The organism is Janibacter sp. GS2 (assembly GCF_051200835.1).
GTDB lineage: Bacteria > Actinomycetota > Actinomycetes > Actinomycetales > Dermatophilaceae > Janibacter.
The window spans coordinates 1,775,227-1,799,925 of record NZ_CP195161.1 but is presented as its reverse complement, the minus strand read 5'-3'; the positions used below and the strand labels follow the sequence as shown (position 1 = coordinate 1,799,925).

At 71.8% G+C, this 24,699-nt stretch carries 30 protein-coding genes and 1 tRNA gene; 8 read left to right on the top strand and 23 right to left on the bottom strand.

All coding sequences use genetic code 11. The annotated features are described in order from the left end of the window. The first annotated feature begins 54 nt into the window (after positions 1-54). Positions 55-594 carry a DUF421 domain-containing protein gene (locus tag ACR9E9_RS08785; protein WP_435198099.1) on the top strand — a complete coding sequence of 180 codons (540 nt, stop codon included), beginning with the start codon at positions 55-57 and terminating at the stop codon, positions 592-594. 11 nt (positions 595-605) lie between these two features. Here ACR9E9_RS08785 and ACR9E9_RS08780 read toward each other — a convergent pair whose 3' ends face one another. Further along, on the bottom strand, positions 606-1,268 hold the full coding sequence (locus ACR9E9_RS08780; RefSeq protein ID WP_435198098.1) for a SanA/YdcF family protein: 663 nt from the start codon (positions 1,266-1,268) through the stop codon (positions 606-608). Between the two features lie 88 nt (positions 1,269-1,356). Between ACR9E9_RS08780 and ACR9E9_RS08775 the strand changes: the two genes are divergently transcribed. Continuing rightward, entirely contained in the window at positions 1,357-2,268 is a 912-nt protein-coding gene (locus tag ACR9E9_RS08775; protein ID WP_435198097.1) for an amidohydrolase family protein, read from the top strand. 4 nt (positions 2,269-2,272) lie between these two features. Here the strand turns inward: ACR9E9_RS08775 and ACR9E9_RS08770 are convergent, their stop codons facing one another. From ACR9E9_RS08770 to ACR9E9_RS08755, 4 genes are read right to left on the bottom strand one after another with little or no spacing between them, the layout of a single operon-like run. Beyond that, positions 2,273-2,752: a hypothetical protein gene (locus ACR9E9_RS08770; protein WP_435198096.1), complete on the bottom strand. Its 480-nt coding sequence runs from the start codon at positions 2,750-2,752 to the stop codon at positions 2,273-2,275. Between the two features lie 4 nt (positions 2,753-2,756). Then, on the bottom strand, positions 2,757-3,095 hold the full coding sequence (locus ACR9E9_RS08765) for a cupin domain-containing protein (protein WP_435198095.1): 339 nt from the start codon (positions 3,093-3,095) through the stop codon (positions 2,757-2,759). 36 nt (positions 3,096-3,131) lie between these two features. After that, positions 3,132-3,326 (bottom strand): DUF488 family protein, encoded by a 195-nt coding sequence (locus ACR9E9_RS08760; protein ID WP_435198094.1) that lies wholly within the window; start codon positions 3,324-3,326, stop codon positions 3,132-3,134. A gap of 26 nt (positions 3,327-3,352) precedes the next feature. Further along, complete coding sequence (locus ACR9E9_RS08755; RefSeq protein ID WP_435198093.1) at positions 3,353-3,529, bottom strand: DUF488 family protein; 177 nt, start codon at positions 3,527-3,529, stop codon at positions 3,353-3,355. Positions 3,530-3,552: 23 nt separating this feature from the next. On the opposite strand from ACR9E9_RS08755, the gene ACR9E9_RS08750 reads away from it, so the two are divergent. Continuing rightward, on the top strand, positions 3,553-4,131 hold the full coding sequence (locus ACR9E9_RS08750; protein ID WP_435198092.1) for a peroxidase-related enzyme: 579 nt from the start codon (positions 3,553-3,555) through the stop codon (positions 4,129-4,131). An 18-nt stretch (positions 4,132-4,149) separates the two neighbouring features. Here ACR9E9_RS08750 and ACR9E9_RS08745 read toward each other — a convergent pair whose 3' ends face one another. From ACR9E9_RS08745 to ACR9E9_RS08710, 8 genes are read right to left on the bottom strand one after another with little or no spacing between them, the layout of a single operon-like run. Then, a complete protein-coding gene (locus tag ACR9E9_RS08745; RefSeq protein WP_435198091.1) occupies positions 4,150-5,571 on the bottom strand; it encodes an NADH-quinone oxidoreductase subunit N in 1,422 nt (473 codons plus the stop codon). A gap of 2 nt (positions 5,572-5,573) precedes the next feature. Further along, entirely contained in the window at positions 5,574-7,070 is a 1,497-nt protein-coding gene (locus tag ACR9E9_RS08740) for a complex I subunit 4 family protein (protein ID WP_435198090.1), read from the bottom strand. Beyond that, the gene (locus ACR9E9_RS08735; protein WP_435198089.1) at positions 7,067-8,923 is read right to left on the bottom strand and encodes an NADH-quinone oxidoreductase subunit 5 family protein; all 1,857 of its coding nucleotides are present in this window, start codon (positions 8,921-8,923) and stop codon (positions 7,067-7,069) included. The genes ACR9E9_RS08740 and ACR9E9_RS08735 overlap by 4 nt, the downstream gene beginning before the upstream one ends. Next, complete coding sequence (locus ACR9E9_RS08730; protein WP_435198088.1) at positions 8,920-9,222, bottom strand: NADH-quinone oxidoreductase subunit NuoK; 303 nt, start codon at positions 9,220-9,222, stop codon at positions 8,920-8,922. Before ACR9E9_RS08730 ends, ACR9E9_RS08735 begins: the two co-directional genes overlap by 4 nt. Continuing rightward, positions 9,219-9,779 (bottom strand): NADH-quinone oxidoreductase subunit J, encoded by a 561-nt coding sequence (locus ACR9E9_RS08725; RefSeq protein WP_435198087.1) that lies wholly within the window; start codon positions 9,777-9,779, stop codon positions 9,219-9,221. Before ACR9E9_RS08725 ends, ACR9E9_RS08730 begins: the two co-directional genes overlap by 4 nt. Then, a complete protein-coding gene (locus ACR9E9_RS08720) occupies positions 9,779-10,720 on the bottom strand; it encodes an NADH-quinone oxidoreductase subunit H (protein ID WP_435198086.1) in 942 nt (313 codons plus the stop codon). The genes ACR9E9_RS08725 and ACR9E9_RS08720 overlap by 1 nt, the downstream gene beginning before the upstream one ends. Next, positions 10,713-11,774: a hypothetical protein gene (locus tag ACR9E9_RS08715; RefSeq protein ID WP_435198085.1), complete on the bottom strand. Its 1,062-nt coding sequence runs from the start codon at positions 11,772-11,774 to the stop codon at positions 10,713-10,715. Before ACR9E9_RS08715 ends, ACR9E9_RS08720 begins: the two co-directional genes overlap by 8 nt. Further along, entirely contained in the window at positions 11,765-12,109 is a 345-nt protein-coding gene (locus tag ACR9E9_RS08710; RefSeq protein WP_435198084.1) for an NADH-quinone oxidoreductase subunit A, read from the bottom strand. Before ACR9E9_RS08710 ends, ACR9E9_RS08715 begins: the two co-directional genes overlap by 10 nt. Before the next feature lie 84 nt (positions 12,110-12,193). Between ACR9E9_RS08710 and ACR9E9_RS08705 the strand changes: the two genes are divergently transcribed. Both ACR9E9_RS08705 and ACR9E9_RS08700 read left to right on the top strand, forming a co-directional pair. Beyond that, positions 12,194-12,562 (top strand): ArsR/SmtB family transcription factor, encoded by a 369-nt coding sequence (locus ACR9E9_RS08705; protein WP_435198083.1) that lies wholly within the window; start codon positions 12,194-12,196, stop codon positions 12,560-12,562. Beyond that, positions 12,559-13,242 (top strand): class I SAM-dependent methyltransferase, encoded by a 684-nt coding sequence (locus ACR9E9_RS08700; RefSeq protein WP_435198082.1) that lies wholly within the window; start codon positions 12,559-12,561, stop codon positions 13,240-13,242. The genes ACR9E9_RS08705 and ACR9E9_RS08700 overlap by 4 nt, the downstream gene beginning before the upstream one ends. Here the strand turns inward: ACR9E9_RS08700 and ACR9E9_RS08695 are convergent. Beyond that, on the bottom strand, positions 13,209-14,696 hold the full coding sequence (locus tag ACR9E9_RS08695) for a multicopper oxidase family protein (protein ID WP_435198081.1): 1,488 nt from the start codon (positions 14,694-14,696) through the stop codon (positions 13,209-13,211). The two genes, ACR9E9_RS08700 and ACR9E9_RS08695, sit on opposite strands and share 34 nt — an antisense overlap. Continuing rightward, positions 14,693-14,941 (bottom strand): SHOCT domain-containing protein, encoded by a 249-nt coding sequence (locus ACR9E9_RS08690; RefSeq protein ID WP_435198080.1) that lies wholly within the window; start codon positions 14,939-14,941, stop codon positions 14,693-14,695. Before ACR9E9_RS08690 ends, ACR9E9_RS08695 begins: the two co-directional genes overlap by 4 nt. Before the next feature lie 493 nt (positions 14,942-15,434). Between ACR9E9_RS08690 and ACR9E9_RS08685 the strand changes: the two genes are divergently transcribed. Together ACR9E9_RS08685 and ACR9E9_RS08680 are read left to right on the top strand one after the other, a co-directional pair. After that, complete coding sequence (locus ACR9E9_RS08685) at positions 15,435-16,157, top strand: response regulator (RefSeq protein ID WP_435198079.1); 723 nt, start codon at positions 15,435-15,437, stop codon at positions 16,155-16,157. Further along, a complete protein-coding gene (locus tag ACR9E9_RS08680; protein WP_435198078.1) occupies positions 16,154-17,281 on the top strand; it encodes a sensor histidine kinase in 1,128 nt (375 codons plus the stop codon). The genes ACR9E9_RS08685 and ACR9E9_RS08680 overlap by 4 nt, the downstream gene beginning before the upstream one ends. A gap of 91 nt (positions 17,282-17,372) precedes the next feature. On the opposite strand, the gene ACR9E9_RS08675 is transcribed toward ACR9E9_RS08680, so the two are convergent. The 6 genes from ACR9E9_RS08675 to ACR9E9_RS08650 all read right to left on the bottom strand — a co-directional run bounded on the left by ACR9E9_RS08675 (position 17,373) and on the right by ACR9E9_RS08650 (position 21,099). Beyond that, positions 17,373-17,448, bottom strand: a tRNA-Ala gene (locus ACR9E9_RS08675). 70 nt (positions 17,449-17,518) lie between these two features. Beyond that, complete coding sequence (locus ACR9E9_RS08670) at positions 17,519-18,145, bottom strand: histidine phosphatase family protein (protein ID WP_435198077.1); 627 nt, start codon at positions 18,143-18,145, stop codon at positions 17,519-17,521. Then, positions 18,142-18,531, bottom strand: coding sequence for a ribosome silencing factor (gene rsfS, locus ACR9E9_RS08665; RefSeq protein WP_435198076.1), 390 nt, complete (start codon positions 18,529-18,531; stop codon positions 18,142-18,144). The genes ACR9E9_RS08670 and rsfS overlap by 4 nt, the downstream gene beginning before the upstream one ends. An 8-nt stretch (positions 18,532-18,539) precedes the next feature. Then, positions 18,540-19,115 (bottom strand): nicotinate-nucleotide adenylyltransferase, encoded by a 576-nt coding sequence (gene nadD, locus ACR9E9_RS08660; RefSeq protein WP_435198075.1) that lies wholly within the window; start codon positions 19,113-19,115, stop codon positions 18,540-18,542. A 14-nt stretch (positions 19,116-19,129) separates the two neighbouring features. After that, positions 19,130-19,342: a hypothetical protein gene (locus tag ACR9E9_RS08655; protein WP_435198074.1), complete on the bottom strand. Its 213-nt coding sequence runs from the start codon at positions 19,340-19,342 to the stop codon at positions 19,130-19,132. A gap of 491 nt (positions 19,343-19,833) precedes the next feature. Further along, complete coding sequence (locus tag ACR9E9_RS08650) at positions 19,834-21,099, bottom strand: glutamate-5-semialdehyde dehydrogenase (protein WP_435198073.1); 1,266 nt, start codon at positions 21,097-21,099, stop codon at positions 19,834-19,836. 72 nt (positions 21,100-21,171) lie between these two features. Here ACR9E9_RS08650 and pdxY point away from each other — a divergent pair, with 72 nt between their 5' ends. Further along, the gene (gene pdxY, locus ACR9E9_RS08645; protein ID WP_435198072.1) at positions 21,172-22,029 is read left to right on the top strand and encodes a pyridoxal kinase PdxY; all 858 of its coding nucleotides are present in this window, start codon (positions 21,172-21,174) and stop codon (positions 22,027-22,029) included. Between the two features lie 34 nt (positions 22,030-22,063). Here the strand turns inward: pdxY and proB are convergent, their stop codons facing one another. Both proB and obgE read right to left on the bottom strand, forming a co-directional pair. Further along, on the bottom strand, positions 22,064-23,185 hold the full coding sequence (gene proB / locus ACR9E9_RS08640; protein WP_435198071.1) for a glutamate 5-kinase: 1,122 nt from the start codon (positions 23,183-23,185) through the stop codon (positions 22,064-22,066). Then, positions 23,185-24,696, bottom strand: a complete 1,512-nt coding sequence (gene obgE, locus ACR9E9_RS08635; protein ID WP_435198070.1) for a GTPase ObgE — start codon at positions 24,694-24,696, stop codon at positions 23,185-23,187. Before obgE ends, proB begins: the two co-directional genes overlap by 1 nt. Positions 24,697-24,699 lie beyond the last annotated feature (3 nt).

The window sequence follows — 24,699 nt, the reverse complement described above, 5'->3', positions numbered from 1 at the left end:
CGATCGCAGTCAGACTACTGGTCGGCCCACCTGTCCCCGACCGAGGATCCCTCCATGCACTGGTTCGACCAGATCACCCTCAGCGACGCCGTCACCGTCATCGTCGCGACGACCGGCATGTACCTGGCCTTCCTGGTCATGGTGCGGCTCTTCGGGGCGCGGGTGCTCGGGAGGATGTCGACCTTCGACCACGTCGTCACGCTGATGATGGGCGCCATCGCCGGTCGAGTCGTCCTGGGGCACACGCCGGTCATGGCTGCCGGCGTCCTCGGGCTGCTCACCCTCCTCGTCCTCGAGGTGGGCGCCGGCCAGCTGCGCACCCTGCGGTGGGGCGCGCGCGTGGTCACGCCCCCACCCGTGGTGCTCCTGGAGGCCGGCCTGCTGCGGCCGGAGGCGATGCTGCGCGCGCACGTCACCGAGCCGGAGGTCCTGACCGCGCTCCGCCTCGCCGGCGTGCGCAGCTTCGCCGAGGTCGCCTTCGCGATCTTCGAGCCGACGGGCCAGATCAGCGTGCTGCGTGCCGGGGCGCGGACCGACCCGAGGATCCTGGCCGACATCCCGGAGATGAGCGAACCGGGCTCGAGCGGCCCGTGATCCGCCGCTGATCAGCTGCGCGCGTCCTCCAGCGCCTCGGTGATCCCCGGCTCGGGGGGACCGAGCACCGGGTCGCGGCGGCCGAGGACGTCGACGGCGGCCTTGACGTTCGCGAGGTACTCGCGCTGCTCACCCGAGCTCCACGCCTTCTCGTACCGGCGGGCGCTCTCGTCGCCGACCCCGACGGTCTCGAGGCCGATGGCCCTGCACACCGCGACCGCGCGGGGCACGTGGTACTCCTGCGAGACGATGATCGCGTCGGGCACCTCGAAGACGCGCTTCGCCCGCACGCAGGTGTCGTAGGTGTCGCGCCCGGCGAAGTCCCTGACCACCCGGTCCTTCGGGACGCCCGCGTCGACGAGGTGGTCGCGCATCGCGCTCGGTTCGTCGTACTCGTGGGTGCGGTTGTCCCCGCTCACGAGGACCGCGTCGACCCGCCCCTCCTCGTACAGCCGCCGGGCCACCTCGAGCCGGCCCTCGAGGAAGGGGGTGGGCTCGCCCTGCGCGGTCAGCCCGGCACCGAGCACGATCGCGACGGCCCGGCGCGGTGCGTCCTCGACGGTGTGGACGTGCCCGTCGGCGCTGCGCGCGACCCAGACGGTGGGCCCGACGAGCGCCGAGAGCAGGAGGAGGCCCACGAGCACGACGGCGATCACCGTCCGACGCCGTCTCATGCAGGTGAGGCTATCGCCCGGGTCGGGGACGCACGTCCGTGGTGCAGGGCACGGCGATCGTGTCAGGCCCCGTGCCTAGGCTGGCGCCATGAGCACCCCCCTTCGCCCCGACCGGCCGAGCGTTGAGGCGGCGCAGGTACGCGCCCGGCTCACCGCCCTCGGCCTGCCGGGGATCATCGACGTCCACACGCACTTCATGCCCCAGCGGGTGCTGGAGAAGGTGTGGGCCTACTTCGACTCCGTCGGGCCGCTGGTGGGCCGCCCCTGGCCGATCGCCTACCGCACCGAGGAGGCGGAGCGGTTGGCGACGCTGCGCTCCTTCGGGGTGCGGGCCTTCCCTTCGCTGAACTACGCACACAAGCCGGGGATGGCCGCCTGGCTCAACGAGTGGTCGGCGGGCTTCGCCCGGCAGCACCCCGACGCGCTCCAGTCGGCGACCTTCTACCCCGAGCCCGGCGTCGCCGACTACACCCGGGCCGCGATCGACGACGGGGCGCAGGTCTTCAAGGTCCACGTCCAGGTCGGCGACTACGACCTCGCCGACCCGTTGCTGACGCAGGTCTGGACCACCCTCGAGGAGGTCGGCACGCCGATCGTCGCCCACGCGGGCAACGGCCCGGCGCCGGGACGGCACACCGGCCCCGACGGGGTACGCGAGCTGCTGCGCGCCCACCCCGACCTCACCCTGGTCATCGCACACATGGGCATGCCGGACTACGACGACTTCCTCGACATCTGCGCCGACCACCCCCGCGTGTACCTGGACACGACGATGGCCTTCACCGCGTTCACCGAGGCCGATGCCCCCTTCCCCCGGGAGCGGCTGGGTGACCTGCAGGCGCTCGCCGACCGAGTGCTCTTCGGCAGCGACTTCCCCAACATCCCCTACCCCTACCTCGAGGCGGTCGACTCCGTCATCGACCTCGGTCTCGGCGATGACTGGGCGCGGGCAGTACTGCACGACAACGCTGCCCGGCTGTTCGGCCACATCGGCGCCTAGGCCTTCAGCGACGTAGGTGGGCCAGCAGGACGCCCACGGGGATGCTCACCGCCAGCAGGAGCAGCATGGCGCGGTAGGCCTGGCCGACGAGGACTGATGACCTCCCCTGTCGGGCTCCCCGCCCGGGCCACGCGGCGCGCAGGGCGAGGACCAGCGCGAGGAGGAGCAGTCCGGACCCGAGGTCGACGAGCAGCGGTGTCGCGAGGAGCGTTCCCCCGATGACGAGGAGGCTGCCGAGGTTCCACGCGCCGACCTGGACCCATCCCGCGCGGTCGGGTCGCGGCCGAGCCGGGCGCATCCGCCCCATGGCGTACTGGGCCACGCCGACGACGAGGACGAGGTAGGCCGCGGCCCAGCTCCCGTGCTCCCAGCCGAAGGGCCCGGTCACCGCCGCGACCAGGCCGCCGAGGACGACCGCCCCCGCCCCGATCGCGATGAGCGTCCCCGCCGGCGCCCGAGTCACCGGGCCGACGCGGGAGGCCATCGCGTCAGGAGTGGGTGCCGGTGGCGACGCTGAGCAGGACCGCGGAGTCCTCGAGTGCGACCAGGTCGTGTCGCGAGCGCGGGATGATGAGGAAGTCCCCGGCGCTCCCCTCCCAGGACTCGTCGCCGGCACCGAGGCGCACCCGTCCCGAGAGCACCTGGAGGGTCGCCTCGTCGGGGCTCTCGTGCTCGGCGAGCGTCTGCCCCTCCGCGAGCGCGATCACGGTCTGTCGCAGGTCGAGCTCATGGGCGCCGTGCACGGTCTTCGCGCTGCGACCCGCGGAGGAGGCCCGAGCGAGCACCAGGTGCTCCTCGGCGAGGGCGGTCAGGGACACGGACTCCATCGTGGTGCTCCTTCGTCGGGTGACGTGTGCTCTCCATCATGCACCGTCCTTCGCGCCCGCACCCGGGTAGATCACCCGGGTGCCCTCGACGGCGGCGAAGGGGGTGAGCCGGTGCTCCTTGGGTGCGGTTGCCGAGATGATCTCGAGCACGGTGAAGCCGCGCACGAGCAGGGCGTCGGCGACGAGCCGGCGGTGACAGCGCCAGGGCACGGCCTCGGCGCACATGATCACGCTCGACTCCGCCTCGGCGAGGGTGATCAGCCGGGCCAGGCCTGCGGCGAGGCCGCCAGCGCGTCGCCCCGGAACTGCGGATTGTGCCGCGACTTCGGCACCGTGCGGATCTCGACGAGCCGGGTGACGCCCTGGGCGGTCAGCAGGTCGATGAACTCCTCGATCGGGCGCGTCGAGTGCCCGATGGTGTGGATCGCCGTCATCCCCGCGACGGTAGCGTGCCGTCATGACACCGAAGCAGCCGCAGATCTCGTACCTGCCCGTGCCGGGGGCCGGCGACGTGCCCGAGGGCGTGCAGCGCCTGTGGGAGAAGTCGAAGGAGGCCTTCGGCTTCGTGCCGAATGTCTTTCGCGCCCAGGCCCTCAACGGCGACCAGTTCCTCGCGTGGTGGAAGTACTTCAACCTCCTGGTCAACAAGGAGGGGCACCTGGGCAATGCCGAGCGGGAGCTCATCGCGGTCGTCGTCAGCGGGATCAACGGCTGCACCTACTGCGCCGTCTCCCACGGCGCCGCGCTGCGGGAGCACTCCGGGGACGCCGTGACCTCCGACCTCGTGGCCGTCAACTGGCGCCAGGCGAACCTGCCCCCGCGGGAGCGGGCGATCGCGGAGTACGCCGACCTGCTCACGCGGCACCCGGAGCAGATGGGTCCGCAGCACCTCGAGCCGCTGCGCGAGGTCGGCCTGGACGACCACGAGATCATGGAGGCGGTGCAGGTCGTCGGGATGTTCAACATGACCAACCGGGTCTCCAGCGCCCTCGGGTTCCTCCCGAACGAGGAGTACCACGAGCACGCCCGCTCCTGACCGCCCGAGACCGGCGACTCAGCCGATGAGCGGTCCGTCGACGACCTGCCAGAGCACTCCGGCCCCCACCCCGAGCACCACGGTCAGCGCGGCCGCGACCACCGCGGTCCAGGACGACCACGGCAGGGTCGCCGTCGTGCCGACTGCGGGGACTCGGGCGGGCCGGAAGGCCGGGGCCAGCCACCGCAGGTAGTAGAAGAGGCTGAGCACGGTGTTGACCAGCAGGACGACGGCCAACCAGGCATGGCCGCCGTCCCAGGCAGCGGTGGCCACGGTCAGCTTGCCGACGAAGACCGCCGTCGGCGGGGTGCCGACGAGCCCCAGCAGGGCGACCACGAGCGCGCCGGCCAGCCACGGGTGCGTCGAGGACAGACCACGGTAGGACGCCAGGTCCCTCCGATCGGGCAGTGCAGCGGTGACCGCGAAGGCGGCGACGTTGGTGACGGCGTAACCGGCCAGGTAGACCGACAACGCCGGCAGCGCCAGGTCGGAGTCGCGGACCACGACCACGGCGACGAGCAGGTAGCCGACCTGACTGACCGTGGACCAGCCGAGCAGCCGACGCGGATCGTCCTGCCAGTACGCCGCCAGGTTGCCCAACGTCATCCCGGTCACCGCCAGCGCCGCGATGAGCAGCGGCCAGGCCCGGTCCGGGGGAAGGGCGGCGAGGAGCCGGTAGACCGCGATCACGGCCCCGATCTTCGGCACGGTGGTGAGGAATGTCGCCGCGGTGGCGCTCGCCCCCTCGGCGGCATCGGGTACCCAGAAGTGGCCGGGTACCCCACCGGCCTTGAACATCAGTCCGCCGACGACCGCGACGACCCCGGCCACCGCCGCCGCCGAGGGGACGTCGCCCAGGCGGTGCGCGAGGTCGGCGTACCCGGTGGTCCCCGAGAGTCCGTAGAGGATCGTCACCCCGAGCAACAGCAGGATCCCGAAGAGGGCACCCATGAGGTAGGCCTTCATCGCGGCCTCGGCGCTGCGCGCGCCGCCGGCCATGCCGATGAGGCCGTACATCGGGATGCTCGCCAGCAGGAAACCCACCACGAGCACCATGAGGTCGTCGGCACCGCCGAGGATGCAGGCACCGGCCGCGGAGAAGAGCAGCAGCGCGTAGGTCTCGCTCTCCCGGGGAGAGTCGACGACCTCGTCCGAGGCGATGCCGAGCACGAGCAGCGTGGCGAGGGCGACCACGACCCGCACCACCGCAGTGGCGGTGTCGACGGCGTAGGTGCCCTCGAAGGCCTGCTGCGCACCCCCGACCCCGATGACCACTGCCGCGGCCGCCGCACCGATGAGCACGACAGCGGCGACGACGCGCGTGATCCACTGCCGCGACCTGGCGAGGAAGGAGCCACCGAGCAGGGCCGCCAGGCCGCCCACGAAGAGCAGCATCTCGGGCAGGAGCAACAGCGGGTGCATCCCCAGCGTGGAGGTCACGCTCACCTGCCCACGAGGGAGACGACGGACTGGGCTGCGGGCTCGATGACGGCGAGGAGGGGCCGGGGCAGGACCCCGATGAGCAGCGACAGCACGACGAGTGGCGCCACCGCCCAGGTCTCCGCCCGTCCCAGGTCGGCGAAGTCGGTCGAGTGGCCGCGCGTGGGACCGGTGAAGACCTGCTGGAGCGCCCGCAGGAACAGTGCTGCGGTGATGAGGATCCCGAGCAGGGCGATCGCCGTGACCGGCGCCACCGCGATGCTGCCGGTGAAGATCTGGAACTCGGCGATGAACCCGGACAGTGCCGGCAGGCCCAGCGAAGCGAAGGCGGCGACGGCGAACAACCCCGCCAGCCGGGGTGCGGGGGCGGCGAGTCCTCCGTAGGAGCCCATGTCGTAGGTGGCGGCCCGGTCGTGGAGGACGCCGGCGAGCAGGAACAACGCCCCGGTGACCAGCCCGTGCGAGACCATCTGGGTCATGGCGCCGGCGACGGCGATCTCCCGCGCCTGCGTCGAGTCCCCGGCGATGACGCCGGCCACCCCGATCGCGAGCACGACGTAGCCCATGTGGTTGACCGAGGTGTAGGCGATCATCCGTTTCAGGTCGCTCTGGGCGAGGGCGACGAGGGCGCCGTAGAGCACCGAGACCACCCCGACGATGACGATCCCCCAGGCCCAGTCCTGCCAGGCCTGCGGCAGCATCGGCATCGCGATCCGCACGAAGCCGTAGGTGCCCATCTTCAGCAGCACGCCGGCCAGCACCGCGGACCCGGCGGCGGGCGCGTCGGTGTGGGCCGCGGGGAGCCAGGTGTGGAAGGGCACCGTCGGGGTCTTGATCGCCAGGCCGAGCAGGATGCAGGCCAGGACGAGACCGCCGCCGACGGCGCTGCCGGCCAGCGGGGCCTGCTCGGTGAGCTCGATCATGTCGAAGGTGTGCGGGTCGGCCGCCACGTAGAGGCCGATGAACCCGGCGAGCAGGGCCAGGGACCCGAGGAAGGTGTAGAGGAAGAACTTCAGCGCCGAGCGGGCTGCCTGGCCGTGGCCCCACCCGGCGATGACGAAGTACATCCCCACGATCGACAGGTCGAAGAAGACGAAGAAGAGAATCAGGTCCGCGGAGACGAACAGGCCCAGGCTCACGCTCTGCAGGAAGAGGAACAGGGCGGCGTGGCTGCGGGGTCGCTCCACCCCGCGCAGGGTGTAGACCGCGCAGGCCAGGAAGATCACCGCGGTCATCGCCACGAGTGGGAGCGAGAGTCCGTCGACCCCGATGTGATAGCTGCTGTCCACCCCGGGGATCCACGGCACCTGCTCCTCGTGCGCGAGCGCGCCCCGGCCCGGGTCGTCGTAGTCGAGCCAGAGCCAGGCGATGAGCGCGAGGTCCACCGCGCTGACGGTGACCCAGGCCCGGGTCGCGATGCGGCTGCCCACACGGGGCAGCACCGCCAGCACCAGGGCCGCGGCCAGGGGGAGGAAGACCAGGACGGAGAGCACGCTCACCTCACGACGATCAGGAGGACGACACCGACCGCGAGGACCACGACCGCTTGCAGGTAGTACTGGTGCAGCTGCCCGGTCTGGGGCCGCCGCGCGAGCTGCCCGAGCCGACCGAGCATCCCCGCCCCGCGCTCGGCGAGGCCGTCGACCCACACGTCGTCGGCACGACCGGCACCACCGGCGAGCGTCACCGTCGCGGAGGCGACGCGCTCCACACCCGCGTCGAGCACGCGGTCATCGAAGCGGGCCAAGGCCTTCGCCAGGCGCTCGGTCGGCCGGACGATGACCAGGTGCACCGCGCGCCCGAGCCCGAGCCAGGCCAGAGCCCATCGGGGTTCGGGGGCACGCCACCGGGCCGCCGCGGCCACCACGGCCACCGCGATCACCGCTGACAGCACCATCTCCCAGGCCGCCGGCTCCACGACGGGCACCCCACCCATGGCCCTGCCCAGCCGCTCGGACAGCGGCGGCAGCGCGAGCACCCCGAGGCCGGTGGCACCCACCGCGAGGACGACCAGGGAGGCGCTCGCCACGGCGGGGACCTCGCCGGTGCCCGGGTGGTCGGCCGTCGCGCCCTCCCTTCGCTCCGGCCGGGACGGCGCGAGGGGTGACCGGATCAACCACAGCACCTTCGCGGCGTACCCGGCCGAGAGCGCTGCCGCGGCCAGCCCGACGACGTAGAGCCCCACCGACTCGTGGCGGGCGGCGGCGAGCACGGCGTCCTTGGTCGCCCAGAGGGACAGCGGCACCACACCGGCCAGGGCCAGGGCTCCGAGGGTCGCCGACCACCCGGCCACCGGCCACCTGCGGGCCACGCCCCGCAACCCCTGCAGCTGCTGCGTGCCGACGGCGGTCAGCCAGGCACCGGCGGCGAGGAACAGCAGCGCCTTGGTGGCCGCGTGGGCCACCAGGTGGGCCGCTCCCCCGCTGACGGCGCCCACGCCCGCCGCGAGGACGACGAAACCGAGTTGCGCCGACGTCGATGCTGCGAGCAGCTGCTTGAGATCGCGCTGCGCCAGCGCGACCCCGCCGAGGACCACCGCGGTCAGGGCCCCGATCCATGCCGTCGTCGGTCCGGCCCACCCGGTGACGGCGATCGCCGGCTGCACCCGCAGCAACAGGTAGCCACCCATGGCCACCATCGCCGCCGAGTGCAGCAGCGCGCTGACCGGGCTCGGACCGGCCATCGCGCGCGAGAGCCAGAAGGAGAAGGGCAGCTGTGCGGCCTTGCCGAGCGCGGCCACGAGGATCCCGGCGACCGCGACGTCCCGCCATCCGGCGGAGGCCTGCGGAAGGGCGGCCAGGGTCAGCCCCGAGCCTCCGGCCACCACGGCCCCGGCGGCCACGTACAGACCGAGGTCGGCGCTCCGGGTCGTGAGGAAGGCGGTCAGGCCCGCCGAGACCCGGTGCTCCTCGCGCCACCAGAAACCGATGAGCGCATAGGAGGTCGCCCCCATGACCTCCCACGCCAGGAGCAGGGTCGGCAGCGTGGTCGCCGCCGCGGTCACCGATGCCGCCGCCGCGAAGAGCAGCATCAGCCCGTGGAACCGGGCTCTCCCGTCGCGGACCTCACCGGCGGAGAAGAGCAGGACCAGCAGGGTGACCACCGCCACCGTGGGCAGCACCAACGCGGTCAACGCGTCCACCGCGAGGGCGAAGTCGGTGTCGGCCACGAAGGGCGTGCCGACCTGCGGGTGCGTTGCGGCGGCGACGAGGGCGAGGGCCACGGTCAGGGAGGCCGTGACGAGCGAGACCGGCGCGGCGACCCGCTCGGCCCTCGGGTTGAGCGCCAACACCGCACCGACCACCGCCGGGAGGACGGGCAGCGACCAGAGCACCAGCTCGGGAGCACTCATCGGTTGAGCTCCCCGGCCATGTCGGTCATGTCCGCCCCGGCCTGCCGGTGCAGCAGGGTGGCGACGGCGAAGCCCATCGCCATCTCGAGGGTCATCACCGCGAGGATCACCATGAGCAGCACCTGCCCGGAGGGGTCCGGCGCGAGGAACCACCAGAAGCCCGCGGCCACGAGGATGACCGCGTTGATCATCAGCTCCAGGCCCATCATCACCATGACGACGACCTGCTGGGACAGTGCTCCGTAGAGCCCGATGCTGAAGAGTGCCGCTGCGACGAGCAGGACCGTGTGGAGGGTCATCGCCCGACTCCCCCCGGTTGCGGATCGGAGGGTGGTCCGCGCAGGTCGTCGCCCATCCGGTCGTACCGGGTCCGGTGTGCAGCGAGCACGATCCCGGCGACGATGGTGGCCACCATGACCGGGCTGATGACCGCCATGACGAGCATCTTCGGACCCATCAGCTCCTCGCCCAACGCCCGGGTGAGGTCACCCGCGGGCGCGCCGCGGCGGGTGGGCCACTCCACGAGGAAGATCCCCGCCGCGAGCACCACGAAGGTGCCGACGGAGACGCTCAACGCTGCGACCTTGCCGTGCACCATGTCCATCGGCATCAGGGCCGGGTTCATCCCCATGAACATCACCATGTAGACGGCCATCACCGCCATCTCCATCACCATCATGAGGATCACGACCACGCCGACGTAGCTCTGCTGGAGCAGGACCACCTGCAGCCCGACCGCGATGAAGGACAGCGCCAGGGCATACGTCGCCCGGGCCATCGAGTCGACGATGAAGACGGCGGCACCCGCGAGGACGGCGAGCAGGGCGAGTGCCCAGAACAGGATCCCGACCACCATCACGGCCCCCACACGGCCACGACCGACACGACGAGGTCCTGCAGCAGGACCGCCGGGAGCAGCACGAGCCACCCGACCTCGAGAAACACATCGGGTCGCACGGCCGGTAGGCGACGACGCACCCACACCAGCGCGAGGAGCACCACGACCGTCTTGACCAACACCCACAGCCAACCGGGCAGGAGCGGTCCCGAGCCTCCCCCGAGGAACATCGGCACCGCGAAGGCCGAGCCGGCGGCCAGCAACGCGTACCGCCCACCCTCGAAGACGAGGCGGTCCACGCTGGAGAGCTCCGTGGCGATCCCGCCCGCGATGTCCTGGCCCAGGGCCGGGCCGAACGGACCCCACGCGGCGAAGGCGGCGACCCCGAGGAGGTAGACGACGAAGGCGAGCGGCATCCACACGACGAACCACAGCCCGTGCTGCGCTGCCGCGACCTCGCCGACATTGAGGCTCGAGGCGGCGATGGCCGGGGCGACGAGGGCGAACATCAGGGGCAGCTCGTAGCCGAGCGCGAGCGCGAGGAACCGGTAGCCCCCGATGAGTCCGTGGGCCGAGTTCGCACCCCAACCGGTCAGCCACAGCAGGGCCCACACGAGGACGTCCATCGCGTTGAACCACACGATGCCGACGTCGAGATCGAGGATCGTCCACGCGCCCAGGGGGACGACGGCGACCATCGACACCGCGACCACGAGGAGGCCGGCGCCGCCGACCCGCCACAGCAGGGCGTCGGCGGCGACCGTCGTGCGGCGGCGCTGCCGCAGCAGGCGGGCGCTCTCGTCCAGCGGCCGCATCGCGCCGACCGAGGACGCGGTTGCCGACGCCCGCGCCCCGGCGAGGCCGTCCGCCGTCGCGGCGAGGAGGGCCAGCAGGCCCAGGAGGGCGACACCGAGCAGCGCCCATCCGGGGGCGACGGTGACCACTGAGGGCTCAGGCACGCTGCACCTCCGCCGTGCCGAGGGGGTCGAGGTCGAGGCTCGCGACGACCAATCGCGCGGTGGCCAGGTCGAGTCCGGAGACCAGGTGCGGCAGGGCCGCGGCCGCGTCCCCACCGGCCGCGTCGTCCGGGTCGCCGGGCGCCGCGCGGAGCGAGGCCGCGGCCCGCTCCAGCATGGTCAGCAGCCGGTCGTGGACATCACCGGCCCACGCGTGCGGCCACGCCCGCTCGGCGAGCTCCTCGGCGCCGATGGGGCGAATCCGTCGCAGCGACCACCGCAACAGCCGGCTGCGGGCGACCCGTCGGTGCAGGGCGCCCAGCTCCGCCCGCAGCTCGTGCGGGTCCTCGGCGCGGAGCAGGTCATCCCGCAGCCGCCGCGCCCGCACCGCGGCATCGGGCCACCCCGCCAGTGTCAGCAGAGCGGCGACGTTGTCCACCCGGATGGCAGCCCCGGGGGCCGCACCGAGGGCGTCCTCCCCGGGGACACCGCCGCGCACCCACCTCGCCTCCGCGTCGACGATGACATCACCCTGGAGCGAGCAGCGCAGCACCAGACCGGCGGGCCAGTGCGCCAGGATCGGGCCGAGCGGCAGGTGCAGGACGTCCATCTCGAGTCCGTCCCGGTCCTCGCCCCCCTCGGCCAGCGCGATCCCACCCGGCGCCATGTCCATGTCCCCGTGATCCATCTCGCCGTGATCGAGGTCCGGCTCGGTGGCCCGCTCCCGGGCGTCCTCCCGCTGCTGGTCCCGATCGAGGAGGTCATCCTGCGCACGGGTCAGGGCCGGAAGGACTCCCAACGGGTCGGTGATCTCGGATCGGGCCCGGGGGCCCGGCATCTGCTCCCACACCCGATCGACGAAGGGGGCCAGCTGCGCTCCCGGGGTGCCGCAGACCACGAGCAGGTCGGCGTCGGCCGGCGAGAGCGCCACGTGCCACCCCCGCTCGCGCACGGCGCGTTCGGTGCACACCCGGGTCATCCAGTTCCCGGGCACCTCCACGACGAGGACGTGGGCGGAGCGCGCCGCCCGTCGTGCGGTCCACGTGCTCAGACCCACCGCAGGGCTCCCTCACGCCGGGCCCACACGACCGCGACGAACAGGGCGCCGAGGAAGAGGAACATCTCCACCACGGCCGTCGCGCCGAGCCCTCCGACGACGAGCGCCCACGGATACATGAAGAGCATCTCCACGTCGAAGGCGAGGAAGACCACGGTCACGAGGTACCACCGCGCGTGGAACCTCGAGAGGGCGTGCTCCCGGGGAATCCACCCCGACTGGAAGGGCAGCGAAGTCAGCGGCGTCGAGGCATCGGAGAGCACCCGCTGGAGCGTGTACAGCACGGCCACCAGCCCGAGCGTCCCGGCGACGAGGACCACCACACCTGAGTACACCGACACCTCCTGACCGTCGTCGACCTGACCCGTCGACCTCCATCACCGAGCATACACGGACGTACGTGCGGGTATGCTGGCGGAATGTCGATGCCGCGCCACCATCCCGACGACCAGCCGCTCGCCGCCGACCGGGTGGCGGCCGCTCGCGACCGGCTGCCGGACCTCGAGGCCACCGAGCGCCTGACCGGCGTCCTGGGCCTCCTGGCCGACCCGACGCGACTACGGATCGTCTACGCACTCGACGTCGCGGAGGAGCTGTGCGTCGGGGACCTCGCCATCGCCCTGGGCTCGAGCGCGGACAGCACCGGCTACGCCCTGCGGGTGCTGCGCACCGCGGGGCTGGTCTCGCGGCGCAAGGAGGGCCGCGTCGCCTACTACCGCCTCGCCGACGGATTTCCCGAGCCGCTGCGCCAGCACTGTCTCATCCAGCTGATCGACCTCACCCGGTGAGCCGCGCGGACCGGCACTCCCGGCAGCGCTATCGGGTCATGGCGCCCGTCTATGACGTGGTCTCGCTGGAGTGGCCGCTCTACCGGGCGGGTCGGGTGGCCGGCATCCGTGCGGCCCGGTTGCGCCCGGGGCACCAGGTCCTCGACGTCGGCTGCGGGACCGGGCTGAGCCTGCCGCTGCTGTCCGACGCGGTGGGCCCACGGGGCCGGGTGATCGGTCTCGACCCCAGCACGGCGATGCTGCGTCGCGCGGCCCGTCGGGAGGTGACCGCCGGAGCGAGTCTGCTGCCCGTCGACGCGGCCGGTCTGCGGGCCGAGGACCTCAGCGGCGCCGGAGTCCACGAGCCGGTGCACGCGGCCGTCTTCGCCTACTCGCTGTCGGTCATGCCCGACTGGAGGCCGGCGTGGGCTGCGGTCACCGGTCTGCTGGCTCCCGGCGCCCGGGTCGTCGTGGTCGACCTCGCGCCGCCCACCCGCGGCGGACTTCCCGCCCGGCTGACCGCCTCCGCACTGGCCGCTCTGGGTGGCTCCGACCTCCACGCACGGCCCTGGCAGGCGCTGATCGACACGTGCGACGACATCGAGCACGCGTCCTTCCGCGGAGGCCACGTCCAGGTCTGGGCGGGAACCCTGCCCCTCCCCCGCGGTCAGTCGGCGGCGACGGTGCCCATCATCCCCTGATCCTCGTGATCGAGGATGTGGCAGTGGTAGACGGTTCGGCCCGAGAAGGTGTCGAAGGCGATGAGGACCTTCACGCTCCCGGACGCCGGGACGTTGACCACGTCCAGCCACCGCGGCTCGGCCACCCGGTCCTGCCCCTCCTCGATGACCTGCATCGGCCACACGTGCAGGTGCACGGGGTGATCCATGGGACTGGAGTTCGTCAGCGTCCACTCCTCGACGGACCCCGCCTTCGCGGAGATGTCGGTCCGGGTCGCGTCGAAAGCCTCGCCGTTGATGGTGAACGCCATCATGCCGCCGTCGTCACCGTCGCCCATCATCGACCCGCCCCGGCCCATGGCCATGTCGAAGTCCAGGGTGCGCCGGCCATCGATCTTCTCCCCGCGCAGGTCGCGCAGGGCGGGGCCCTCGGGCACGGCGGCGAGCGCCTCGCCCTTCGTCCCGGACACGGCCAGGGTCAGCAGGTCGATGGGCTCACCGTCCCCGGGTGCGTCGTCGTCCATCATGCCCCCGCCCATCATCGAGCCCATCCCACCGCGGTCGACCGGAGTCGCGACCAGGGCGGAGGATCCCTCCCGTGCCTCGACGAGGAGCTCGACCCGGTTGCCCGGAGCGAGGACGGTCGCGGTGATGTCCTCCGGCGACGGGAGGCGTCCGAGGTCGCGGCCGAGGAGCCGCACGTCCTGGCCGGCCAGGCTGAGGTCCAGGTAGCGAGCGGTGCAGGCGTTGACGATCCGCCACCGTTCACGGTCCCCGGGCGCCGCGCTGATCGTCGGTCGCACCTGCCCGTTGACCAGGACGACCTCGCCCTCACGGCCCATCATCCGCTCCATCCGCCCCGGTTCGGCGAGGGCGCCGGACCCGTCGAGGCTGATGTCGGAGACCACGAGGGTCCGTTCGCGGGTCACCGGCAACGGCGCGGGATCCTCGACGATGATCGCGCCGTAGAGCCCGGCAGCGACCTGGTCGGCGACGTGGCCGTGCCGGTGCGGGTGGTACCAGTAGGTGCCCGGCGCGTGGTCGTCGGGCAGGGTGAACTCGTAGTCGGCGCTCTCGCCGGGGGCGATGCTACGAAACGGGTTGTCCCCCCGGCCCCGGGGCGAGACGTGCAGCCCGTGCACGTGCAGGTTCGTCGGGGACTCCAGCTCGTTGGTCATGACGACGCGGATCGTGTCGCCGGGCGAGACGCGCAGGGTGGGGCCCGGCAGGGAGCCGTTGAAGGCCTGCACGGTCGCGTCGCGGTCACCGATCCGGACCCGGGCCGCAGCGACGGTCAGCTCGGCCTCCAGGAGACCGTCGCGGCTGGTGAGCTCCTCGGGCTCGACGAGGTCCGCGCCGCCGGAGTACTCGGGCCCGTCGGTGGTGACCCACCACAGCCCGACCCCGCCCGTCGCCGCGGCGCCGGCCCCGACGACGCCGGTCGCCAGCAGCTGACGGCGGGTCAGCGGACTCACGGGGCGTCATCCTCCAGGATGCGCCGCATCTCCCGGTACTCCTCGGCGCTCAGCTCACCGCGCGCGTACCGCTCTTCCACGATCTCGCGTCCCCGCCCGGCGTCGGGCCCGTGGCCGGCGGGAGGTGTCGAGGTCCGGGAGGTGGCCTTCACGAGCACCACCACGAGCAGGGCGAGCCCCACGAGGAGGAGGGCCCCGAAGAACCAGGCCATCCACATACCGCTCATCATTCCGCCGTCCATCATGATCAAAAACCTCTCTGTGGACTCACTCGTGCCACTTGCCAGGGTGTTGTTGAAGCGGCCCAGCCGCTCCATTGCTGGGATCGCGCCCTCATGAGTGACCGTCCACGATGAGCCGGCGCCGACGCTCGTACTCCTCTGTGGTGATCTCACCGCGAGCCAGGGTCTCCTTGAGCAAGGTCCGCGGGTCCGGCCGCGGCGCACTCTCAACCGCGTACTGGACTCGCGACGGAAGAAGCGCCCTGATGAGCAGGATGATGAGGACCCAGACTGCCAACATGCCCACGCCCATGAGCAGCCACATCCCCCACCCCATGCCATAGCCATTGCTGCACATCATCGGTCAAGTTCCTCTCATCCTCGGGTGGGGCCAGCGCCCTCAACACGAACCGTAGGGAACGCAGGTGAGGGTGCACCTTGCGAATGGTTGAGGTTTGACGAAGATCCCGCTCCAGACCACGGAGTCGACTCGAGGGCCGGGCGGACACGCCAGACTGTGGAGGTGAGCAGCACTCCCCCACATGCCCCCACGGCGCGTGTCCTCGTCATCGAGGACGAACGCGCCCTGTCCAGCATGATTGTCGGCTACCTCTCGCGCGCCGACTACGAGACCGCGGAGGCACACACCGGCCTCGAGGGGGTGCGGGCCGTGCGTGAGCAGGCCCCGGACGTGGTCATCCTCGACCTCGGCCTGCCAGGCCTGGACGGCATCGAGGTGTGCCGGCAGATTCGCACCTTCAGCGACTGCTACATCATCGTCGCCACTGCCCGCACGGACGAGATCGACACCCTCATCGGGCTCTCCGTGGGTGCCGACGACTACATCACCAAGCCGTTCAGCGTCCGTGAGCTCGTGGCTCGCGTCCAGACGGTGCTGCGACGGCCTCGCACGGGCACCCGGGCTCACTCCCACGAGCCGACGTGGGTCTTCGGCGACCTCCGAGTGGACTCGGCTGGTCAACAGGTGCACCTGGGCGGGACCACGGTGCCGTTGACCCCGACGGAACGCGACCTGCTCATCGCCCTTGCCTCCCGGCCCACGATGGCCTTCTCGCGCCGCCAGCTCATCGACGAAATCTGGAGTGCCGGGTGGTTCGGCGACGAACACCTCGTCGACGTACACATCGCCCATCTGCGCAAGAAGCTCGGTGATGACCCCGAGAGCTCGCGATACATCGTCACCGTGCGGGGCGTCGGCTATCGGATGGGTCCGGGATGAGCCCCCGTGTGCGTCCCACCGTGTCACGCGGACTCGCCGTTCGCCTCCTCGCGGGTCAGACCCTCGTGCTGCTTGCCAGCGCGCTGACCGCCGCCACGGTCGCTGCCTTCGTCGGCCCCCAGATCTTCCACAACCACCTCTCCCAGGCGGCTGGTCACGTGGAGAACAGTTCGGAGAGCGCACACATCGAGACGGCCTATCGGGATGCATCCCTCCTCTCCATCGGCATCGCACTGGCCATCTCGCTGGTGGCCGCAACAGCGGTGACGTGGTTGCTCACCCAACGTTTCCACCGCCTGCTTGACCAGATCACCCATGCGGCCCGCGAGCTCACCCGGGGCCACTACGCCACGCGAGTGCCCGACGTCGCTTCGGGGACCGAGCTGGACACCCTCGCTGAGGCCTTCAACACCATGGCTGCCCGGATGGAAGGTCTTGAGGACACCAGACGCCGCATGCTCGCCGATCTCGCGCACGAGCTCCGCACCCCGATCGCCATCCTGAGCGCCCACCACGAGGGACTTCACGACGGGATCACGTCCCTCGGGCCGGCCTCCCAGACCGTGCTGGCCGAGCAGACCGACCGGCTCGCCCGACTGGCCGACGACATCGATGACGTCTCCACCGCAGAAGAAGGGCGCCTACACCTGGACCTACAGAGGGAGTTGATCACCGACGTCATGTGGACCGCGCATCACGGGATGCGGGAGCGATGCGCCGACAGGGGCGTCAACCTCGTCGTCGACGCCACCGACGCAACCGGACTCACGGTCCATATCGACCAGCGCCGCATCGGGCAGGTCATGACCAATCTCCTCACCAACGCCCTGCGTCACACGCCATCCGGAGGAACCATCACTCTCACGGCCCGTCGCATCGGCGACGAAGTGGCTCTCGCAGTCACGGACGACGGCGAGGGCATGATCGGGGAACAACTCGCGCACGTCTTCGAACGGTTCTACCGAGGAGCCTCCGCGCGCACCCGGGAACAGACCGGGTCCGGCATCGGACTGACTATCAGCAAAGCCCTCGTCGACGCCCACGGAGGCGGTCTCACTGCCGCCAGTCGCGGCCCCGGAGAGGGCGCCACCTTCACCATCACCCTGCCGATGCACCCACGCTGACCACAGCCCGACTGCGCCTGGACGGTCATTGCATCGACGGCCACGACAAAGGGCCACCTCCGCTGGGGAGGTGGCCCTTGATCGTTACCACTGGTGGAGCTGAGGGGATTCGAACCCCTGACCCCCTCCATGCCATGGAGGTGCGCTACCAACTGCGCTACAGCCCCGAGTGGGATGTCCCCCGTAGGCGACTGGGCGAGTTTACCCACACGCCCCCGTCCTTCGCCAAATCCCCCCTCAGAGGCCCTCGGCGGAGGCATTCCACTGGGTGATCCGCCACCCGGCACGCCCCTCCTCGAGCGCCGCCCAGTGACAGTTGCCGAAGCCACCGAGGACGCGCCAGGCGAGCGACTGGTCCAGACCGACGAGCTCGGCCACGAGGCTGCGACCGCTCACGCCGTGGGTGGCGATGACGACCGTCTCCCCCGGATCCATCGTCGCGATGAGCTCGTCGAGGGCGGAGCGCGTGCGGCAGGCGACGTCGGCGAGCGACTCCCCGTACCCGCCGCGCTTGAAGTCCTCGCCGCTGACGAGTCGATCCGCGTCCTCGGGGGACTGGGAGTGGACCTCTCCCGCCGTGAGCCCCTGCCAGCCACCGGCGTGGATCTCGCGCCAGCGTTCGTCCGTGCTCACCTCGAGGCCACCGCTGGCCCCAGCGACCGCTGCAGCGGTGTCGTGGGCGCGCACGAGGTCCGAGGAGACCACCCGGGTGGGGCGAAGGGAGGAGATCGCCGCCGCGGCCGCGCGCGCCTGCTCGTGGCCGAGCTCGGAGAGCTCGTGGTCGAGCTGTCCCTGCCAGATCCCCCGGGCATTGGAGATGGTCTGCCCGTGCCGCAGGACGATGAGGCGGCGGGGGTCGCTCAACTGCCGCTCTCGGCCTGCTGCGACCCGACCACCCCGAGGTCGAGGTGGGGGCAGTCGCGCCACAGGCGCTCGAGGTCGTAGAAGTCCTTCTCGTCGTCGTGCTGGGCGTGCACGACGATGTCGCCGAAGTCGAGGAGGACCCACCGTCCCGGGCCATTGCCCTCACGGCGCAGCGGCTTGGCGTCGGCCTCCTCGCGCAGGGTCTCCTCGACGGCGTCGACGATCGCCTGGACCTGGCGCTCGTTGTCGGCGGAGACGATGAGGAAGATGTCGGTCAACGGCATCTGTCCGGACACGTCGAGGCCGGTGATCGTCGTCGCCAGCTTGTCATGGGCGGCCTGGGCCGCGATGGTTGAGAGGCGGATGGCCTCTGGGGTTGCTGCCACGGTGTGGGTCACTCCCGGTCGTCGGTGTAGAGCTCGTATTTGTTGATGTACTGCACGACGCCGTCCGGCACGAGGTACCACACGGGGTCGCCCCCACTGACGCGCGAACGGCAGTCGCTGGAGGAGATCGCCATGGCCGGCACCTCCTGCAGGGAGACCTTGTCCCTCGGCAGCCCGGACTCGCTGAGGTGGTATCCGGGGCGGGTGACGCCGATGAAGTGGGCCAGCTCCCAGAGCTCGTCGATGTCCTTCCAGGACAGGATCTGGGCGAGCGCGTCGGCGCCGGTGATGAAGAAGAGCTCGTCATCGGGGCGCTGTCCGCGCAGGTCACGCAGGGTGTCGATGGTGTAGGTCGGCCCGTCGCGGTCGATGTCGACGCGGCTGACCGTGAAGCGGGGGTTGGATGCCGTCGCGACCACCGTCATGAGGTAGCGGTGCTCGGCGGGGCTGACCTCCTTGTCGACCTTCTGCCACGGCTGGCCCGTGGGCACGAAGACGACCTCGTCGAGGCCGAGACGGGACTGGACCTCGCTCGCCGCGACGAGGTGGCCGTGGTGGACGGGGTCGAAGGTCCCGCCCATCACGCCGACACGCTTGCTCAGTGGTGGTCCCCGGCTGCGGGCCCGCGGTCGTCGTGGTCGACGGTGTTGTCCACGCTCGCGATCTTGGTGGCCGCCTGGCGGAAGGCGAAGAGGACGCCCAGCATCATCGCGAAGACGGCGAGGGCGATCAGGCCGTAGACGAAGGGGGGAACCGGCAGCTCGACGTGGGTCTCGGCCCCGACGAGCAAGGGCGCAATGGTGCTCAGCATGGGGCCCATCCTACCGGCCCGGTGGCGGTGGCGATGAGCACCCGCCGCACCCCCTTCGTCGGCGGAAGTTGTCCACCGCCGTCATCCACAGCCCTGTGGGTGAGGACGTGGACAGCGCGAAGTCCCTGTGGAGACACGCCGATGAGGTGGCCGTTCACCGATCGGCCCCCGAAGATGTTGCCCCGGAGCGCCGCAGCGGCGTAGAACAGTGCTCACACCGCGGTCGATCCGATGCTCCACAGCGGGCACGGACGGCCACAGGACCACAGGGATAACGACGTGAGCACGCCCGACGCGGGGGAACTCGTAGGGCGATGGCGACCCGCTGCGTCGGCGCCTCCTGGTCCACGTGTCACCGCGACGTCGCGGCCTCCTGCCGTGACGTCGTGCCTGCTGTCGCCGCAGGGGAACGTGTCACGCTCAGCGGACGAGGGCTCTCCTGACCGGGAGGGCCCTCGTCCTGCGTCCGGCTCCTGCGCGCCGAGGGTGACTCAGGCGCGGACCTGGCCGTCGCCCTCGACGACCCACTTCGTCGTCGTCAGCTCCGGCAGGGCCATGGGGCCTCGGGCGTGCAGCTTCTGCGTCGAGATGCCGATCTCCGCGCCGAAGCCGAACTCGCCGCCGTCGGTGAAGCGGGTCGAGGCGTTGACGAGCACCGCTGCGGCGTCCACCTCGGCGGTCCAGCGCCGCGCCGCGGCCCGGTCCTCGGTGACGATCGCCTCGCTGTGCCCGGAACCGTGCCGGCGCACGTGCGCCATCGCCCCATCGACGTCATCGACGACCGCGACCGACATCTCCAGCGCCAGGTACTCCTCACCGAAGTCCTCGTCGGTCACGGGCAGCACCTCGACGCCCTGCGGAGCGTGCTCCACGGTCGCGGCATCGCCGTGCAGGACGACCCCGGCGCCCGCGAGCTCGACGAGCGCCGTGGGTAGGAAGTCCGCGGCGATGTCCCGGTGGACGAGCAGCGACTCGGCGGCGTTGCACACGCTCGGGCGGTGGGTCTTGGCGTTGACGGTGATGGCCAGGGCCTTCGCCGGGTCGGCCGCGGCATCGACGTAGACGTGGCAGTTGCCGACCCCGGTCTCGATGACGGGGACGGTCGACTCGGTGACGATGGTCCGGATCAGCCCGGCTCCCCCGCGCGGGATGAGCAGGTCGACCAGGCCGCGGGCGGTCATGAGCGACTTCACCGCGTCGTGGCCCCCCTCGAGGAGCTGGACGGCGTCCTGCGGCAGCCCGTGGGCGTCCAGGGCGGAGCGAAGGGCGGTGACGAGCGCGCGGTTGGTGCTCGCGGCGGCGGAGCCTCCGCGCAGGATCATCGCATTGCCGGACTTCAGGCCGAGCCCGGCCGCGTCGACGGTGACATTGGGGCGGGCCTCGTAGATCATCCCCACGACCCCCATCGGGACGCGGACCTGACGGATCTGCAGGCCGTTGGCCAGCGTCGAGCCGCGCACGACCTCACCGACCGGGTCGGGCAGTGCCGCCAGGTCGCGCAGGGCGGCGGCGACGGCTGCGACACGCTCGCGGTCGAGGGCCAGCCGGTCGAGGAGGCCGGTGGCCATCCCCCCTTCGCGCCCGCGCCGGAGGTCCTCGGCGTTGGCGGCGACGACCTCCTCGGTGGCGGCGTCGACGGCATCGGCGAGGGCCAGCAGGGCGGCGTCCTTCTCCGCGCGGGTGAGCAGCGCGAGGCGGCGTGAGGCGACGCGGGCCCGCTCGGCGAGCTCCCGGACTACGGCGGTGCTGTCACTCATGCCCCAAGGATAGGAGCGGAGCGTGCCCCCGCCGGCGACGGTCCGGGAGGTGGGCAGTGGAATGATGTCCGGGTGACCACGACGATCCTGTCCATCCAGTCCCACGTCGCCTACGGACACGTCGGCAACTCCGCGTCGGTCTTCCCGATGCAGCGCCTCGGCGTCGAGGTGTGGCCCGTGCACACGGTGAACTTCTCCAACCACACCGGGTACGGCGCGTGGCGCGGTCCCCTGATGGACCCGGCCGACGTCGCCGAGGTCGTCACCGGCATGGGTGAGCGCGAGGCCTTCGCGGAGGTCGACGCGGTCCTCTCCGGCTACCAGGGCGGCGAGGGCATCGGCGCCGCCGTCCTCGACGCGGTCGCCGCCGTCAAGGCCGCCAACCCCGCGGCGATCTACGCGTGCGACCCGGTCATGGGCAATGCGAAGTCCGGGTGCTTCGTCCACGAGTCGATCCCGGTGCTGCTGCGGGAGAAGGTCGTCCCCCGGGCCGACCTCATCACGCCCAACCAGTTCGAGCTCGGCTTCCTCACCGACACCGAGCCCGCAACGCTCGAGGAGACGCTCGCGTCCGTCGACGCGGCACGGGCGATGGGCCCGAGCACCGTCCTCGTGACGTCCGTGCTGCAGCCCGACCGGCCGGAGGGCACGATCGAGATGCTCGCCTGCCACGACGAGGAGGCCTGGGTCGTGCGCACCCCGCACCTGCCGCTGAAGGCCAATGGGTCGGGCGATGTCACCGCGGCCCTCTTCACCAGCCACTGGCTGCGCACCCACTCCCTCGAGGAGTCACTCGCTCGGACCGTCTCCTCGGTCTTCGACCTACTGCAGATGACCCTCGACTCCGAGCGCCGCGAGCTGCAGCTCGTCCAGGCGCAGGAGGTCTATGCGGCCCCGCGGATGCAGTTCGAGGTCACCCGGGTGCGCTGACCCGGGCCTCCCCCTTCGCCGGCGACGCGGGGACTCAGAGCAGGGCGAGGTGGTCGCGGTGGATGACCTCGCGCTCGTACTGCGGGCCGATCTGCGTCGCGAGGTCCTTGGTGCTGCGTCCCATGAGGTGTGGCAGCTCGCCGGAGGTGTAGTTGACCAGGCCGCGGGCGAGGACCGAGCCGTCCGGGCCGACGACGTCGACGGGGTCGCCGTCGACGAAGGAGCCGGTCACGCCGGTCACGCCGGCGGGCAACAGCGAGCGGCCCCGATCGCGAAGGGCGGTCACCGCCCCCGCGTCGATCTGCACCGCCCCGCGAGGAGTCGTCGCGTGGGCCAGCCACAGGGCGCGCGAGCCGCGCGGGTGGGTCGAGGGCAGGAAGACGGTCCCGACGTCCTCGCCGGCCATCGCCGCGGTGACCTGGTCCGCCGAGGTGAGGACCGTGGGGATGCCGGCGGCGTGGGCGATGGTGGCCGCCTCGACCTTCGTCGTCATGCCGCCCGACCCGACGGCCGACCCCGTCCCGCCGATGGAGATGTCGGCCAGCTCGCCGGGCTCCGCGACGACCGCGACCCGCTCCGCCCCGGGAGTCCCCGGTGACGCGGTGTAGAGGGCGTCGACGTCCGTGAGCAGCACGAGGGCGTCCGCGTGCACGAGCTGCGCCACGAGCGCCGCCAGCCGGTCGTTGTCGCCGAAGCGGATCTCGTCGGTGGCGACCGTGTCGTTCTCGTTGACGATCGGGACGACGTCGTACCCGAGCAGGGAGTCGAGCGTGCGGCGGGCATTGGTGTAGTGCGTGCGCCGGGTGACGTCGTCGACGGTGAGCAGCACCTGGCCGACGGTGTGGCCGTGCCGCCCGAAGGCCGAGTCGTACGCCGACAGCAGCACACCCTGCCCGACGCTCGCGGCCGCCTGCTGACGCGCCAGGTCGCGTGGACGGGTGCTCATGCCCAGCGGCCCGATGCCCGAGGCGATGGCACCCGAGGAGACGAGGACGACCTGGGTCCCCTCGGAACGGCGGGCGGAGAGCGCGTTGACCAGGGCGGTGAGCCGGGCGACGTCGAGCTCACCCCCCACGGCGCTCGTCAGCGAGGACGAGCCGACCTTGACGACGAGCCGCTTGGCCCCGGCCACGGCTCGCCGCGCGCCCGGGGACATCAGTCGTCCTCGACCCAGTGACCGGAGTCGCGCTCCTCGCGCAGGCCCTCGCGGGCGGCGGTCTGCGCGTCCTTGCGGGCGTGGAACTCGTCACGACGCTCCTGCGTCGACCGGCGGGCGTTCTCCTCCAGGCGCAGGTCGCCGCCGCGACCACCGAGCAGCTCGGCGCCGCCGACGAGCGTCGGCTCCCAGTCGAAGACGACCGAGTTCTCCTCCGGGCCGATGAGGACCGTTGAGCCGCCCACGGCTCCGGCCTTCGTCAGCGCGTCCTCGACCCCCGCGCGGGAGAGGCGGTCGGCGAGGTACCCGATGGCCTCGTCGTTGGCGAAGTCGGTCTGGTGCACCCACCGGGTGACCTTCTTCCCGATGACGCGGAAGACCTCGCCCTCCGGGGTGTTCTCCCGGCGGACGACGAAACCTGCGTCATCGACGCCCTTGGGGCGCAGGACGACCCGCTGCGGTGCGGTCTCGGTCGCCGCCTCCTCGGCACGGGCGGCCTTGACGTGCCCGGCCATGGCGAAGGTCAGCTCCTTCAGGCCCAGGTGCGCGACCGCCGAGACGATGAAGACCTCCAGGCCCCGCTCCTCGAGATCGGCCTTGACCATCTCGGCGAGGTCCTGGGCGTCCGGGACGTCGGCCTTGTTGAGCACGACGACGCGGGTGCGCTCGGACAGCGGGCGCCCCCCGAGGGTCTCGTCGGCGACATACGCCGACAGCTCCTCCTCGATGGCGTCGAGGTCACTCATCGGGTCACGGTCCGGCTCGAGGGTGGCGCAGTCGATGACGTGCACGAGCACCGAGCAGCGCTCGACGTGCCGCAGGAACTCCAGGCCCAGCCCACGCCCTTCGCTCGCGCCCGGGATGAGCCCGGGGACGTCGGCGACGGTGAAGCGTTCCTCGCCGGCGGTGACGACGCCGAGGTTCGGTACGAGGGTGGTGAAGGGGTAGTCGGCGATCTTCGGCCTGGCCGCGGAGAGCACCGAGACGAGCGAGGACTTGCCGGCGCTCGGGAAGCCGATGAGGGCGACGTCGGCGAGCGACTTCAGCTCCAGGACGACGTCACCGGACTCCCCCGGCTCACCGAGGAGGGCGAAGCCGGGCGCCTTGCGGCGGCGGCTCGCGAGGGCCTTGTTGCCCAGGCCGCCGCGACCCCCCTGGGCCGCGACGAAGGTCGCCCCCGGGGTGACGAGGTCGGCGAGGACGTCCCCCGCCGGGCTGGTGACGACGGTTCCGGCGGGCACGGGCAGGACGAGGTCCTCGCCGGTGGCACCGTTGCGCTCGTCGCCACCGCCGGGGACGCCGTTGGTGGCGCGCCGGTGGGGGATGCGGTGGTAGTCGAGGAGGGTCGTCACCTGCGGGTCGACGACGAGCAGGACGTCACCGCCGTGGCCGCCGTTGCCGCCGTCGGGACCGCCCAGCGGCTTGAACTTCTCGCGGTGCACGGACGCGACGCCATGACCACCCTTGCCGGCTTCGACGTGCAGGGTGACGCGATCGACGAAGGTCGTCACGAC

Excerpts from the sequence above, each read along its gene's own strand:
- ACR9E9_RS08785 (WP_435198099.1), top strand. The coding sequence starts at position 55 with ATGCACTGGTTCGACCAGATCACCCTCAGCGACGCCGTCACCGTCATC.
- ACR9E9_RS08780 (WP_435198098.1), bottom strand. The coding sequence starts at position 1,268 with ATGAGACGGCGTCGGACGGTGATCGCCGTCGTGCTCGTGGGCCTCCTC.
- ACR9E9_RS08775 (WP_435198097.1), top strand. The coding sequence starts at position 1,357 with ATGAGCACCCCCCTTCGCCCCGACCGGCCGAGCGTTGAGGCGGCGCAG.
- ACR9E9_RS08770 (WP_435198096.1), bottom strand. The coding sequence starts at position 2,752 with ATGGCCTCCCGCGTCGGCCCGGTGACTCGGGCGCCGGCGGGGACGCTC.
- ACR9E9_RS08765 (WP_435198095.1), bottom strand. The coding sequence starts at position 3,095 with ATGGAGTCCGTGTCCCTGACCGCCCTCGCCGAGGAGCACCTGGTGCTC.
- ACR9E9_RS08755 (WP_435198093.1), bottom strand. The coding sequence starts at position 3,529 with ATGACGGCGATCCACACCATCGGGCACTCGACGCGCCCGATCGAGGAG.
- ACR9E9_RS08750 (WP_435198092.1), top strand. The coding sequence starts at position 3,553 with ATGACACCGAAGCAGCCGCAGATCTCGTACCTGCCCGTGCCGGGGGCC.
- ACR9E9_RS08735 (WP_435198089.1), bottom strand. The coding sequence starts at position 8,923 with ATGAGTGCTCCCGAGCTGGTGCTCTGGTCGCTGCCCGTCCTCCCGGCG.
- ACR9E9_RS08730 (WP_435198088.1), bottom strand. The coding sequence starts at position 9,222 with ATGACCCTCCACACGGTCCTGCTCGTCGCAGCGGCACTCTTCAGCATC.
- ACR9E9_RS08725 (WP_435198087.1), bottom strand. The coding sequence starts at position 9,779 with ATGGTGGTCGGGATCCTGTTCTGGGCACTCGCCCTGCTCGCCGTCCTC.
- ACR9E9_RS08705 (WP_435198083.1), top strand. The coding sequence starts at position 12,194 with ATGTCGATGCCGCGCCACCATCCCGACGACCAGCCGCTCGCCGCCGAC.
- ACR9E9_RS08690 (WP_435198080.1), bottom strand. The coding sequence starts at position 14,941 with ATGATGGACGGCGGAATGATGAGCGGTATGTGGATGGCCTGGTTCTTC.
- ACR9E9_RS08680 (WP_435198078.1), top strand. The coding sequence starts at position 16,154 with ATGAGCCCCCGTGTGCGTCCCACCGTGTCACGCGGACTCGCCGTTCGC.
- ACR9E9_RS08655 (WP_435198074.1), bottom strand. The coding sequence starts at position 19,342 with ATGCTGAGCACCATTGCGCCCTTGCTCGTCGGGGCCGAGACCCACGTC.
- ACR9E9_RS08650 (WP_435198073.1), bottom strand. The coding sequence starts at position 21,099 with ATGAGTGACAGCACCGCCGTAGTCCGGGAGCTCGCCGAGCGGGCCCGC.
- proB (WP_435198071.1), bottom strand. The coding sequence starts at position 23,185 with ATGTCCCCGGGCGCGCGGCGAGCCGTGGCCGGGGCCAAGCGGCTCGTC.